Raw genomic sequence first — 13,252 nt, forward strand, 5'->3', positions numbered from 1 at the left:
CCCCCGGGCCGCCCGTACCCCCGAGCCGTGAGGCGCTGTCGGCACCCGGAAGGGATACGTTGCCGTAGCCGTTACGCTGGGGGCGTGGCAGTCGTCGATGTATCCGAAGAGCTGAAGTCCCTCTCGTCGACCATGGAGTCGATCGAGGCCGTTTTGGACCTCGACAAGCTGAGGGCAGAGATCGCCGTGCTCGAGGAGCAGGCGGCCGCGCCGTCCCTGTGGGACAACCCGGACGAGGCGCAGAAGATCACCAGCAAGCTGAGCCACCTCCAGGCCGAGGTCAGGAAGGCGGACGGGCTCCGTGGTCGTATCGACGACCTCGGTGTCCTCTTCGAGATGGCCGAGGAGGAGGACGACCCGGACACTCGCGCGGAGGCCGAGGCGGAGCTCGCCTCCGTGAAGAAGGCCCTCGCCGAGATGGAGGTCCGCACGCTCCTCTCCGGCGAGTACGACTCCCGTGAGGCGCTCGTCAACATCCGCGCCGAGGCCGGTGGCGTCGACGCCGCCGACTTCGCGGAGAAGCTCCAGCGGATGTACCTGCGCTGGGCCGAGCAGCACGGCTACAAGACGGAGATCTACGAGACGTCGTACGCGGAGGAGGCCGGCATCAAGTCGACCACCTTCGCCGTGCAGGTGCCGTACGCGTACGGCACCCTCTCCGTCGAGCAGGGCACGCACCGTCTCGTCCGGATCTCGCCCTTCGACAACCAGGGGCGCCGCCAGACCTCCTTCGCCGGTGTCGAGGTCCTCCCCGTTGTCGAGCAGACCGACCACATCGAGATCGACGAGTCCGAGCTGCGGGTCGACGTCTACCGTTCCTCCGGGCCCGGCGGTCAGGGCGTCAACACCACCGACTCCGCGGTGCGGCTCACCCACCTCCCCACCGGCATCGTCGTCTCCTGCCAGAACGAGCGGTCGCAGATCCAGAACAAGGCCACGGCCATGAACGTCCTCCAGGCGAAGCTGCTCGAGCGGCGCCGTCAGGAGGAGCAGGCCAAGATGGACGCGCTCAAGGGCGACGGCGGCAACTCCTGGGGCAACCAGATGCGTTCGTACGTCCTGCACCCGTACCAGATGGTCAAGGACCTGCGGAACAACTTCGAAGTCGGCAACCCCGAGGCCGTGTTCAACGGTGAGATCGACGGCTTCCTCGAGGCCGGAATTCGCTGGCGCAAGCAGCAGGAGAAGTAAGAGGCGCGGCACCGCCCGCACCCCGGACAATTTCAGCGCTTTATCGACAAGGCAACTGCCGTCCACGCGACGGCAGTTGCCTTGTCTGTTGGGGGATGTCTGGGTTTTACGTCACACTCACACGACGTTGTCGCGGTCAAACCCGATGAACAGGACATCGCGTACGCAACGACCTTGACGTTGCTTCGAAAACTGGGAAGGCTGGCGCGTGGCATGCGCATTACTGGGACGCATGTGAACCGGGGGATCTTGCAGGCTACCGACGGCCCCCGTTGATCGCGGCCCCGGGCGCTGCTCCATTTACTGATGAGCTACTGGGGGTAGCAGCCATATGACGAAGAAGACGCGGATCCGCGTGGCGCGAATAGCCGCGGGTGCCGTGATCGCCGCCGGCGCGTCGCTGACCGCCGCGGGTGCCGCTTCCGCGCTCGACCTCGGCGTCGGTATCGGCGTCAACACCGGCAACGGCGTCTCCGCCGACGTCGGTGTTTCGGTCGACACCGAGGGTGACACGGACGGCACGTCCATCGGTGCCACGCAGGGCACCACCGGCACTGCCGGTACGACGGGCACGGCGGGTACCACCGGTGACACCGGCACGACCGGTACCACGGGCACGACCGGTACCACGGGCACGACGGGCGACACGGGCACCACCGGCACGACGGGCACCACCGGTACCACGGGCACGACCGGTGACACCGGTACCACGGGCACGACCGGTACCACCGGCACCACGGGCACGACCGGTACCACCGGTACGACCGGCAACTCCGGCGGTAACGGCAACTCGGGTGGCAACGGCAACTCGGGCGGTAACGGCAACTCCGGTGGTAACGGCAACTCCGGTGGCAACAGCTCCACCGGTGGTAACGGCAACTCCGGTGGCAACAGCTCCACCGGCGGTGACTCCACCTCGGGTGGCGGTTCCTCCACCACCGGCGGCGGTGACGCCACCTCCGGCGGTACCGAGCCCGACGGCGGCAACGACGAGGTCGTCCAGGAAGAGGGCTCCTCGCAGCTGACCGACACCGGCTCCGAGACCGAGGCTCAGGGCTCCGGGAGCGGTGAGCTCGCCGAGACGGGTGCCGCCGAGACCACGTTCCTGCTGGTCGGCGCCGCCACGATGATCGTCGGCGGTATCGGCTTCCGGCTGCTGCCGCGCCTGATGGACGGTCGCGGCGCCGCTGCCTGACCCCTCGCGGTCACGCACGGCATCCCACACGGTCGAAGGCCCGGGGCGGTAAGCCCCGGGCCTTCGTCGTGTCCGGTCGCGCCGACGGGGCGCACCCGCCGGTCACTCATGCGTCCGCTGTCGTCGCCCTATGCCGTCGTCTGGTGCGCGAGCAGCGCCAGAGCCGTTATCAGGATCGCCAGGAGGGCGATCAGGGTCATCGGGCTCAGGCCCGCGAACGGATTCTCCTGCTGGAGTCGCTCGCGACTGGCCCGGCACACATGGCAGCGGCCCTCGGCGACGGGCGACGCGCAGTTCGCGCACACCAACCGGTCGTACGTCATGCGCCTCGCCCTCCTTGCAGTGGCCTCACACACACCTCAACGCTTCGTGGAACCGGTGCGTTCCGCTGATTCGCCGGTCCCCTCCTCCTCCACTGTGCCAGGTTCCTCCGGTGCGTGCGCGGGCGCCCGGAAAAGGGGCGGGTGCCGTTCGTCGCACGGCGCCGGGATCGCCGAGGTCACTCGCGCAGTTCCCCGCGCCCCTCACGAGGACGGGTAGCGGTACAGTCTCGACCATCCATTCCCCGACGGCCTGTGGTGCATCCGTGATCCGATTCGACAACGTGTCCAAGGTCTACCCGAAGCAGACCCGCCCCGCCCTCAGGGATGTGTCCCTGGAGGTCGAGAAGGGCGAGTTCGTGTTCCTCGTGGGGTCCTCAGGCTCCGGAAAGTCCACCTTCCTGCGGCTGATCCTCCGCGAGGAGCGGTGCAGCCAGGGCCAGGTGCATGTGCTGGGCAAGGATCTCGCGCGCCTGTCCAACTGGAAGGTGCCGCAGATGCGCCGCCAGCTGGGAACGGTGTTCCAGGACTTCCGGCTGCTGCCGAACAAGACGGTCGGCGAGAACGTCGCCTTCGCGCAGGAGGTCATCGGCAAGTCGCGCGGCGAGATCCGCAAGTCCGTGCCGCAGGTGCTGGAGCTGGTCGGCCTCGGCGGCAAGGAGGAGCGGATGCCGGGCGAGTTGTCCGGTGGTGAGCAGCAGCGCGTCGCCATCGCGCGGGCCTTCGTGAACCGGCCCAAGCTGCTGATCGCCGACGAGCCCACGGGCAACCTCGACCCGCAGACCTCCGTCGGCATCATGAAGCTGCTCGACCGGATCAACCGGACGGGTACGACCGTGGTCATGGCCACCCACGACCAGAACATCGTGGACCAGATGCGCAAGCGCGTCATCGAGCTGGAGAAGGGCCGTCTCGTCCGCGACCAGGCGCGCGGCGTCTACGGCTACCAGCACTGACCACTGCTCGACGACCGTCCACGGAAAGGCTTGACCAGACGCCATGCGCGCGCAGTTCGTCCTGTCGGAGATCGGTGTGGGTCTCCGCCGCAATCTCACGATGACTTTCGCGGTCGTCATCTCGGTGGCCCTCTCCCTCGCCCTGTTCGGCGGCTCCCTGCTGATGCGGGACCAGGTCAGCTCGATGAAGGGCTACTGGTACGACAAGGTCCAGGTGTCGATCTTCCTGTGCAACAAGGCGGACGCGGAGGCGGACGCCAACTGTTCCAAGGGTGCCGTCACCTCGGAGCAGAAGCAGCAGATCAAGAGCGACCTGGGCAAGCTCGACATCGTGGAGGAGGTCTACTACGAGTCGGCGGACCAGGCCTACAAGCACTACAAGGAGCAGTTCAAGGACTCCCCGCTGGCCGCGTCGCTCACCCCGGACCAGATGCAGGAGTCGTACCGGATCAAGCTGAAGGACCCGGAGAAGTACAAGGTGATCGACACCGCGTTCTCCGGGCGGGCCGGTGTCCAGTCGGTCGAGGATCAGCGCGACGTCCTGGAGAACCTGTTCAACCTGCTCGGCGGCATGAACGTCGCGGCGCTCGGTGTGATGGGTCTGATGCTGGTCGTGGCGCTGCTGCTGATCGTCAACACGGTGCGTGTCTCCGCGTTCAGCCGTCGGCGGGAGATCGGCATCATGCGGCTCGTGGGCGCGTCCGGCTTCTACATCCAGGCGCCGTTCATCATGGAGGCCGCGATCGCGGGCCTGATCGGCGCGGGCTTCGCCGGGACGCTGATCGTCGGCGGCAAGTACCTCCTGGTCGACCACTGGCTCGCGGAGAAGATCCCGCTGGTCAACTTCATCGGCTGGGACGTCGTGCTCACCAAGCTGCCGTTGGTCCTGGCGATCGGACTGATCATGCCGGCCATGGCCGCGTTCATTGCGTTGCGGAAGTACCTCCGGGTCTGAGGCCCGTTGCACGATCATGACGATCTAGGCACACAATGGCGATTACCTGCGCCAATCTTGATCGTTAAGCTCGTTCCGACCGATCGCGCTTCCGGTGGACCTCTGGTTCCCGGAAGCAATGACAGTGAACGAGGGGAAACGAGCGATCATGCACGCACTCAACGGGGGCGCAGGCAAGAGGATGGCCGGTACGGCGGTGACGGCCGCCATCGGGGCGGCTCTGCTGCTGCCGGCCGTACCCGCCTCGGCGGCGCAGGCCACTCCGGTCGCCGGTGTCGGGAACGCGGTGGCCGTCCAGGCGGCCCAGGCGCCCACGGCTCCGGCCGTCGCCGCCAAGGGCAGCGAGTACAAGTACCACTACACGTACCGGGTCATCCGCAAGACGACGCCCGCCGAGGTGTCGTTCAAGAAGATGAACAAGATCATGAACGGTGTGTTCCCGATCAAGGGCATGCCGAAGACGGTCAAGAAGAATCAGAAGATCTGTCTGAAGATGGTCAAGGACTGCAACCCGGTGCGCGTCACCGCGGTCGGCAAGACCTACTTCACCCTCAAGTCCCTTCCCGGGCACCTGGAGGGGGCCGGCAAGATCATCACCTTCAAGCTGGTGAAGAAGAACGGCTACCTCGTCCTCGACGTGTCGGCCCACGGCCCCAAGGCCGTCTGGCAGAAGCACCCCATCACCGACAAGTCCAACCGGCTCTTCGCCAGGGGCATGTGGGGCGCGTACGCGGTGAACCTGGCCAAGGCCGCCGAGTACAACCTGGTGTGACCGGGCGCGCGGAAGTGTGCCGCACGTCACGGCATATCTGATGGTGTGACGCACGCCAATGGGGCCGTACCGGCAAGGACCGTTACGGCCCCTTCCGTTGTCCTAGACTCGCCGACATGTCAGGCCGCGACCTGTTCTCCCAGCCCCGCCGCATCCGCCGCGGGGCGGCCCTGACATTGGTCTTCGCGAGCGTGCTCGCCACCGGCGCCGCGACCGGCTCCTTCGGCGACCCGTACCGCAAGGACGACGCCACCGGCGCACCCCGCTCCGCCCCGGCCGCCCGGCAGCAGGACGTCGCCGAGGCCGCCGCCGAGGCCATGGCCGAGGGCACCTCCCCCGTGGAGGCCGCAGAGCGGGCCGTCAGCCGCAGCGGCGACCGCTGGGGCGCGGTCTACTCCGAGGGCGAGTACGAGGAGTTCCAGGAAGCCCTCGACGGCGAGTACACCGGCGTCGGGCTGTGGGCGCGGCTGGAGCGCGACGGCCGGGTCGAGATCACCCGCGTCCAGGACGGCTCGCCCGCCGCCGACGCCGGGATCCGCGCCGGGGACCGGCTCGTCAGCGTCGACGGAAAGAAGGTCGACGGCCGCCCCGTCACGGACGTCGTCTCCTTACTGCGCGGCGACGCGATCGACGGGGAGCAGGACACCGCCGAGGACGCCGCCGCCGGTACGAAGGTGTCGCTGGGCCTGCAGCGCTCCACCCGGACCTGGCAGGAGACCCTGCGCAGGGCCCGACTGTCCACCGAGGACGTCACCGTCAGCAGCCTCGCCGACGGGATCACCGTGATCAAGGTCGACGCGTTCACCAAGGGCTCCGGAGACATGGTGCGCGCGGCCGTCGAGCAGGCCGCGGACGCCACCGGGTTCGTGCTCGACCTCCGCGGCAACTCCGGTGGCCTGGTCGCCGAGGCCGTCACCGCCTCCTCCGCCTTCCTCGACGGCGGCCTCGTCGCCACCTACGACGTCAACGGCGAACAGCGCGCCCTGCACGCGGACACCGGCGGCGACAGCACCAGACCGCTGGTCGCGCTCGTCGACGGCGGCACGATGAGCGCGGCCGAACTGCTCACCGGAGCGCTCCAGGACCGCGGCCGCGCGGTGGTCGTGGGCTCCCGCACCTTCGGCAAGGGCTCCGTGCAGATGCCGAGCCGCCTCCCCGACGGGTCCGTCGCCGAGCTGACCGTCGGCCACTACCGCACCCCCTCCGGCCGCGGTGTCGACGGCCGGGGCATCACTCCCGACCTGGACGCCGACGACGACGCCCTCCAGCGGGCCGAGACGGTGCTGAGCGGGCTCGGCGAGTACGAGTAATCGGCTTTCCCCGGCACCCCCGCGTAGTGCGAAAATGGACGGCACTATGAGCAAGGGAATGTACGTACCCAAGGAGTCGCAGCCCAAGCAGGGCGGGGCGGCCGCCAAGGCGAGGGACGGCGAGAAGGGCGGCAAGCGCAAGATCGTCGCCCAGAACAAGAAGGCCCGCCACGACTACGCGATCATCGACACCTTCGAGGCCGGGCTCGTCCTGACAGGCACCGAGGTCAAGTCGCTGCGTGAGGGCCGGACCTCGCTGACCGACGGCTTCGTCCAGATCGACCGGGGAGAGGCGTGGCTGCACAACGCGCACATCCCCGAGTACCACCAGGGCAGCTGGACCAACCACTCCGCGCGCCGCAAGCGGAAGCTGCTGCTGCACCGCGAGGAGATCGACAAGCTGGAGGCGAAGGCGCAGGAGACGGGTCACACGATCGTGCCGCTCTCCCTGTACTTCAAGGACGGCCGAGCCAAGGCGGAGATCGCGCTCGCCCGAGGCAAGAAGGAGTACGACAAGCGGCAGACCCTGCGGGAGAAGCAGGACCGGCGGGAGTCGGACCGCGCCATCGCCGCTGCGAAGCGCAAGCAGCGCGCCTAGGGCCCTTCTGACGGATCTCCGCGGCGTCGCGACGCCCGGCACGCCCTCTCGCCGCACCGGACAAAAGCCCTAGTAGCTCCGCTACGAGGGCTTCCGCCCGGCACTCCCCCAAGCTCTTCGAGCAGGGGGTACCCCCAGAGCACGCACCGAACGCCGCTCCTTCTCCCACGGAGATCCGTCAGAAGGGCCCTGGCCGGGGTGACGCGCGCGTGGCCGCCGGGAATACGGTGGCATGCGCTCGCGTTGGTCACGTACGATGGCATCCGCACCTCACAGCGGGTGCGAGCGCCCTCCTCGGAGGGGTTGAAAACACAACATGGGGATGATCGGTTTCGACAGCGGATGTCGAAGCAGGGGAAGCGTGTCGAGGAAGCGGCCATGATCTCGTAAACCACAGGCCGAAAAAAATAATCGCCACTGTTAAGAGCGATTCTCCCGAGCAGCGCTTCGCTCTCGCCGCCTGATCCAGGTAGCGAGACCGAGCCTCTCATTTAGGGAGTGTCAGCCCGGGGCTGTTCCCGACCCGGATCCTGGCATCAGCTAGGGGACTAAACCTTGATCCCGGTCACGGGGTGAAGAGGGAAATCAAACAGTGACTGAGCCCGTCGGCGACTTGTTCGCGTGATCGCCGGGGCTGAGAAACTCATAGCGAACTGCACACGGAGAAGCCCTGGTTCCGCACCGTTGGACGCGGGTTCGATTCCCGCCATCTCCACAATTCCCATGTGACGCAGGAACAGCGGGGCCCGGTGGTCGACCAGACCACCGGGCCCCGCTGCGTTGTGCGCCCGCCCCTCAGCCCGCCGGCCGGCGGGCCGTACTCGCCCGTGGGGTCAGGCGCGCGGGGAGCAGGGTGGCCTCGGGGACCGGAGTGCCGTCGAGCTTCCTCATCAGCAGGGCGACGGCCTGTTCGCCCAGCTCGGTCGACGGGATGGCGACCGACGTCAGGGGGACACGCAGGGACGTGGCCAGGTCCTCGGGGCACAGGGCCGTGATCGAGAGGTCGGCCGGGACACGGAGACCGAGGTGCTCGAAGGCGTCCAGCAGGGGGTCCAGGACGGCCTCGTTGTGGACCACCACGCCGGTGAGGGCGGGGTGCTCGCGCAGCAGCCGCTCGGCGACCTCGCGGGCCGCCGCGGGCGTGGCCTCGCACGGGTGGACCGTGGACGTCATGCCGTGGCGGGTGGCGGCGGCGGTGAAGCCCTGGAGGACCCGCTGCGCGAACGACGTCCGGCGGACGTACACCTCGGGCGGTGAGCCGATCAGGCCCACGACCCGGTGGCCCAGGCCGGCCAGATGGTCCACGCACAACTCGCCCGCGGCCCGGAAGTCCAGATCGATGCAGGTCAGCCCGTCGGCCGAGGCGGGGAAGCCGATCAGCACGGAAGGCCGGTCCAGGGTGCGGAGCAACGGCAGCCGGGGATCGTGGAGTTGGACGTCCATCACGATCAGCGCGTCGACGAGGGCCGTGTCCGCGACCCGGCGCAGCCCCTCCTCACCCTCCTCCTGGGTCACCAGGAGCACATCGTGGTCGTGCGCGCGGGCCGACGTCACCACCGACACCGCGAAGCCCATCACCACCGGCACATGGATCCCGGGCCGCAACGGCACCACCATCGCCAGCACGTTCGACTTACTGCTGGCCAGGGCACGCGCACCCGCGTGCGGGCGGTAGCCCAGCTCACGGATGGACGCCTCCACCCGTGCCCTGGTCTCCGCGGAGATCGGGCGCTTCCCGCTCAGCGCGTACGACACGGTGCTGGGGGAGACCCCCGCGTGCCGGGCCACATCCGTGATCTTCACCGTCACCGCGATCCCCCGCCTTCCGGGCCCGGCTCCACGTCCATCGTCAGGAAGCCCGTGCCGGCCTCCGCCCGGACCTCCCGACCGTCCGACCACAGGCCCCACGGGGCCCTCGGGTCGCCGCAGGAGGCCCGCAGGACGTTCCCCTCCCGTACGACGGTGAACGTCACGTCGCCCACCGGGACGGTCACCTGGGCGCCGTGGGCGAGGCCGTACGCGCGCAGGGTGACGCCGTCGGCGTGGTCGTAGTCCGGGCGGTCCGTCACCGCGCCCACCGGGATCACCGCGCCCGGGCGCACCAGCAGCGGCAGGCTCAGGAAGTCGTGCCGTTCGCGGACCCACCGGGGGCCGGTGACCGTCCCGCCGGTGAGGTAGTGGGTCCAGACGCCCTCGGGGACGTAGTACGCGACGTCGCCCTCGTCGCTGAAGACGGGCGCCACCAGGAGGTCGGGGCCGAGCATGTACTGGCGTTCCAGGTGGGCGCAGCCGGGGTCGTCGGGGAACTCCAGGACCATCGCGCGCATCATCGGCACGCCCTCGTCGTGGGCGGCGCGCGCCGCCTCGTACAGGTAGGGCATCAGGCCGAGCTTGAGGTGGGTGAACGTCCGCAGGACGTCCACCGATTCGTCGTCGAAGAGCCAGGGCACCCGGTACGACGACGAACCGTGCAGCCGGCTGTGGGAGGACAGCAGACCGAAGGCGATCCACCGTTTGAACAGCGCGGGCGTCGGGGTGCCCTCGAAGCCGCCGATGTCATGGCTCCAGTACCCGAAGCCCGACAGGCCCAGCGACAGACCACCCCGCAGCGACTCGGCCATCGCCTCGTACGTCGACTCGCAGTCGCCGCCCCAGTGGACGGGGAAGCGCTGGCTGCCGGTGGTCGCGGAGCGGGCGAAGAGGACCGCGTCGCCCTCGCCGCGGTGCTTGCACAGGACGTCGAAGACGGTGCGGTTGTAGAGGTAGGTGTAGTAGTTGTGCATCCGCTCGGGGTCCGTGCCGTCGGACCAGGTCACGTCGAGCGGGATCCGCTCGCCGAAGTCGGTCTTGAAGCAGTCGACGCCCTGGGCGAGCAGCGCCTGAAGTTTCGACGCGTACCACTGGCGGGCGGCCGGGCTGGTGAAGTCGACGAGGGCCATGCCGGGCTGCCACAGGTCCCACTGCCAGACGCCGCCGTCGGGTCTGCGGAGCAGATGGCCGAGCTCCCTGCCCTCGGCGAACAGCGGTGAGCGCTGGGCGATGTACGGGTTGATCCAGACGGAGATCCGCAGGCCCCGGTGTTTCAGGCGGGCCAGCATGCCCTCCGGGTCGGGGAAGACCCGCGGGTCCCAGGCGAAGTCGCACCACTGGAACTCGCGCATCCAGAAGCAGTCGAAGTGGAACACGGACAGCGGCAGCCGGCGCTCCCGCATGCCCTCGATGAAGGAGGTCACCGTCTCCTCGTCGTAGGAGGTGGTGAAGGAGGTCGACAGCCACAGGCCGAAGGACCAGGCGGGCGGCAGGGCCGGACGGCCGGTGAGGGCCGTGTACTTGCGGAGGATCTCCTTAGGAGTGGGGCCGTAGATGACGTAGTACGTCAGCCGCTGGGTCTCCGCGCTGAACTGGACCCTCGACACCACCTCGGAGGCCACCTCGAAGGACACCTTGCCGGGGTGGTCGACGAAGACGCCGTAGCCCGCGTCCGTGAGGTAGAACGGCACGTTCTTGTATGCCTGTTCGGTGGCCGTGCCGCCGTCGGCGTTCCAGACGTCGACGACCTGGCCGTTCTTCACGAGCGGGCCGAAGCGTTCGCCGAGGCCGTAGACGGAGGTGCCGACGCCGAGGTTCAGCTGCTCGCGCAGATGGTGGGCGCCGGAGCCGTCCCGCATGATGCCCATGGACTTGGGGCCGCTGGTGGTGAGGGTGCGGCCGTGGGCGAGGAAGTCGACGCGCCAGGGGCCGGTGCGGGCCACGCGCACGGACAGGGCGCCGGCGGTGAGCGTGGCGTGCTCGTCGTCGTACGCGGTGTGCGGGGTGAACTCCTCGGTGGTGAGCTCGAAGTGGGGGCCGCGGGGCGGTTCGCCCTCGAAGTGGGTGAGGGTGACGCCGATGACGTCGGGCATCGGGGCGTGGGCGCTGATCGTCACGACCGGTCCCTTCAGCAGGTCGCCGCGGTGGCGGACGGGCCGGGTGGGGGCGTGGATCTCCAGGGCGCCCGCGTCGGTGGTGGTGATGTCGAGGGCCTGGACCGGGTGGGCCGCGGTGACGCCCTCCCGCAGCAGCCAGTAGCCGTCGGTGAATTTCATGTGGGGGGCTCTCCTTACGTCACGGCCTACGTCACGGCCTACTTCACGGCTCTCACGGCTCTCACGGCGATGCCGCGGGTGAGGATGCGCTGGAAGACGAGGAAGAACACGAGCGCGGGCAGGACACCGAGGAGGGCCGCTGCGTTGGTCATCGTGGCGTCCATCAGACGCTGGCCCTGGAGGACGCCGAGGGCCACCGACACCGTCTGGTTGTCGTTGGAGATCAGCATCACCAGCGGGAGCAGGAACTCGTTCCACGTCCAGATGAAGAAGACGAGCAGCACCCCGAGGGTGGGGCGGCTGACGGGCACGACGATCCGCCAGAGCACCTGCCACGCGTTCGCGCCGTCCATCCGGGCCGCCTCGACGATCTCGCGGGGGAAGCGGCCGAGCACCGAGGCGAGGAGGTACGTGCCGAAGGCGGCCTGGAGGAGAGCAGCAGCGCGCCGCTCAGGGCGGCCGCCGAGACGGCCGTGCGGCGCCTGCGCGCCGCCGCGGCCGGGGTCCGGGTCGGTCGGGTGCTCTCCTCGTTCGTGCCGCGCCGTTCCGCCGCCGTCGTACGCCGTCGTGCCGTCAACATCCAGTGCCTCCGGGGGAGTCGGATGGTTCTCGGTGCGCTGCGCAGTCGAATCGTTTCGACGGGTGATGTCGAAGCGCTTCGACGGGCGAAGGTAAAGGTGGGGCGTGGACACGTCAATGGGGTGGGCGGAAAACGGCCGGACGCCGTTTCGACACGGCCAGGGACAGTGCCAGGGCCAGCGCGGCGGCGGCCGCCGGCACGGCGAAGCCGGTGGTCGCCGGGCCCGGCCCGTGGTCCACCATCCAGCCGCCGAGCGCGGAGCCGCCCGCGATGCCACCGAGGAGGCCGGTGACCGCGAGGGTCATGCCCTCGTTCAACTGGCCCTCGGGAGTGCGCTCCTGGATCAGGGACATCGCCGTGACCATGGTGGGCGCGGTGGCCATACCGGCCACCAGGAGGGCCGGGGCGAGGGCGAGGAGCGAGCCGGTGGACGAGGCGGTGAGCCACGGCAGGGTCATCAGGGTCGCCATGGAGGCCAGGCAGAGCGGGAAGCGGCGCTCGGCGGAACGCGTCACCCGTATCGCGCCGAACGCCAGGCCCGCGGCGCAGGAGCCGGCCGCCTGGAGGCCGAGGATCAGGCCCGCCGCGGAGGCGTCGCCGCGGGCGTCGGCGTGGGCGATGGTGACGACCTCCAGGGAGCCGAAGACGGCGCCCATCGCGAGGAAGACGGCGAGGAGGGAGGGGACGCCGGGGGCGCGGACGGGGGACCTCGCGGCCGTACGGCCGCTCGGCGGCGGCTCGGTGGCGCGCTGGGCGGCGAAGACCAGGACGCCGGTCAGGCAGACCAGCCCGCCGATCAGGGTGCCGGCCTCGGGGAACAGGGAGGTGCACAGGAACGCGGCGATGACGGGGCCGACCATGAAGCACAGTTCGTCCGCGGCCTGTTCGAAGGAGTTCGCGGTGTGCAGGGCCGCCGGGTCGTCCTTCAGGAGATGGGCCCAGCGGGCGCGGGCCATGCCGCCGGTGTTGGGGGCGGTGGCGGTGGCGGCGTAGGAGGCGAAGAGGGTCCAGGCCGGGGCGTTCCAGTGGACGCAGGCGATCAGAAAGAGGCCGCCGAGGAGGGCGAGGGCGGTGGCCGGGACGGCGACGCGGGCCTGGCCGTGGCGGTCGACGAGGCGGGCGGTGAGGGGGGCGACCAGGGCGGTGGCGGCGAGGCCGGTGGCGACGACGGCGCCGGCGAGGGCGTAGGAGTCGCGGGCGGGGGCGATCATCAGGATCGCGCTCACGCTGAACATGCCCATGGGGAGGCGGGCGAGGAGGGCGCCGAGGGTGAAGGCGCGGGTGCCGGGG

Annotated in this window: 11 protein-coding genes, 1 other RNA gene and 1 pseudogene; 8 read left to right on the plus strand and 5 right to left on the minus strand. The window is 69.5% G+C overall.

Going from position 1 to position 13,252, the window contains the following annotated elements; genetic code table 11:
• Positions 1-84 precede the first annotated feature (84 nt).
• Positions 85-1,191: a peptide chain release factor 2 gene (gene prfB, locus AOK15_RS19300; protein ID WP_055518479.1), complete on the plus strand. Its 1,107-nt coding sequence runs from the start codon at positions 85-87 to the stop codon at positions 1,189-1,191.
• A 331-nt stretch (positions 1,192-1,522) separates the two neighbouring features.
• Positions 1,523-2,386 (plus strand): hypothetical protein, encoded by an 864-nt coding sequence (locus AOK15_RS19305; RefSeq protein WP_055518480.1) that lies wholly within the window; start codon positions 1,523-1,525, stop codon positions 2,384-2,386.
• Positions 2,387-2,514: 128 nt separating this feature from the next.
• On the opposite strand, the gene AOK15_RS19310 is transcribed toward AOK15_RS19305, so the two are convergent.
• Positions 2,515-2,709 (minus strand): hypothetical protein, encoded by a 195-nt coding sequence (locus tag AOK15_RS19310; protein WP_055518486.1) that lies wholly within the window; start codon positions 2,707-2,709, stop codon positions 2,515-2,517.
• Positions 2,710-2,972: 263 nt separating this feature from the next.
• Here AOK15_RS19310 and ftsE point away from each other — a divergent pair, with 263 nt between their 5' ends.
• From ftsE to ssrA, 6 genes are all read left to right on the plus strand, one after another.
• Complete coding sequence (gene ftsE, locus AOK15_RS19315; RefSeq protein ID WP_009320785.1) at positions 2,973-3,662, plus strand: cell division ATP-binding protein FtsE; 690 nt, start codon at positions 2,973-2,975, stop codon at positions 3,660-3,662.
• 43 nt (positions 3,663-3,705) lie between these two features.
• Entirely contained in the window at positions 3,706-4,617 is a 912-nt protein-coding gene (gene ftsX / locus AOK15_RS19320; protein ID WP_055518488.1) for a permease-like cell division protein FtsX, read from the plus strand.
• 148 nt (positions 4,618-4,765) lie between these two features.
• Entirely contained in the window at positions 4,766-5,389 is a 624-nt protein-coding gene (locus AOK15_RS19325) for a hypothetical protein (RefSeq protein ID WP_055518491.1), read from the plus strand.
• Between the two features lie 116 nt (positions 5,390-5,505).
• Positions 5,506-6,699: a S41 family peptidase gene (locus AOK15_RS19330; protein WP_055518493.1), complete on the plus strand. Its 1,194-nt coding sequence runs from the start codon at positions 5,506-5,508 to the stop codon at positions 6,697-6,699.
• Between the two features lie 58 nt (positions 6,700-6,757).
• Complete coding sequence (gene smpB, locus AOK15_RS19335; protein ID WP_055518496.1) at positions 6,758-7,297, plus strand: SsrA-binding protein SmpB; 540 nt, start codon at positions 6,758-6,760, stop codon at positions 7,295-7,297.
• Positions 7,298-7,615: 318 nt separating this feature from the next.
• Positions 7,616-8,015: a transfer-messenger RNA gene (ssrA, locus tag AOK15_RS41460) on the plus strand.
• A gap of 77 nt (positions 8,016-8,092) precedes the next feature.
• Here ssrA and AOK15_RS19340 read toward each other — a convergent pair.
• The 4 genes and pseudogenes from AOK15_RS19340 to AOK15_RS19355 all read right to left on the minus strand — a co-directional run.
• Positions 8,093-9,106: a LacI family DNA-binding transcriptional regulator gene (locus AOK15_RS19340; protein WP_055518497.1), complete on the minus strand. Its 1,014-nt coding sequence runs from the start codon at positions 9,104-9,106 to the stop codon at positions 8,093-8,095.
• The gene (gene yicI, locus AOK15_RS19345) at positions 9,103-11,382 is read right to left on the minus strand and encodes an alpha-xylosidase (protein WP_055518498.1); all 2,280 of its coding nucleotides are present in this window, start codon (positions 11,380-11,382) and stop codon (positions 9,103-9,105) included. The genes AOK15_RS19340 and yicI overlap by 4 nt, the downstream gene beginning before the upstream one ends.
• A 38-nt stretch (positions 11,383-11,420) precedes the next feature.
• Positions 11,421-11,816 (minus strand): annotated as a pseudogene (locus AOK15_RS48570) (carbohydrate ABC transporter permease); the annotation flags it as partial.
• A 259-nt stretch (positions 11,817-12,075) separates the two neighbouring features.
• Positions 12,076-13,252 (minus strand): MFS transporter (locus tag AOK15_RS19355; protein WP_055518499.1); only part of this gene is annotated, 1,177 nt, incomplete at its 5' end.

Source organism: Streptomyces ossamyceticus (assembly GCF_001418475.1).
Taxonomy (GTDB): domain Bacteria; phylum Actinomycetota; class Actinomycetes; order Streptomycetales; family Streptomycetaceae; genus Streptomyces; species Streptomyces ossamyceticus.

Excerpts from the sequence above, each read along its gene's own strand:
- yicI (WP_055518498.1), bottom strand. The coding sequence starts at position 11,382 with ATGAAATTCACCGACGGCTACTGGCTGCTGCGGGAGGGCGTCACCGCG.
- AOK15_RS19310 (WP_055518486.1), bottom strand. The coding sequence starts at position 2,709 with ATGACGTACGACCGGTTGGTGTGCGCGAACTGCGCGTCGCCCGTCGCC.
- AOK15_RS19330 (WP_055518493.1), top strand. The coding sequence starts at position 5,506 with ATGTCAGGCCGCGACCTGTTCTCCCAGCCCCGCCGCATCCGCCGCGGG.
- AOK15_RS19305 (WP_055518480.1), top strand. The coding sequence starts at position 1,523 with ATGACGAAGAAGACGCGGATCCGCGTGGCGCGAATAGCCGCGGGTGCC.
- AOK15_RS19325 (WP_055518491.1), top strand. The coding sequence starts at position 4,766 with ATGCACGCACTCAACGGGGGCGCAGGCAAGAGGATGGCCGGTACGGCG.
- ftsX (WP_055518488.1), top strand. The coding sequence starts at position 3,706 with ATGCGCGCGCAGTTCGTCCTGTCGGAGATCGGTGTGGGTCTCCGCCGC.
- smpB (WP_055518496.1), top strand. The coding sequence starts at position 6,758 with ATGTACGTACCCAAGGAGTCGCAGCCCAAGCAGGGCGGGGCGGCCGCC.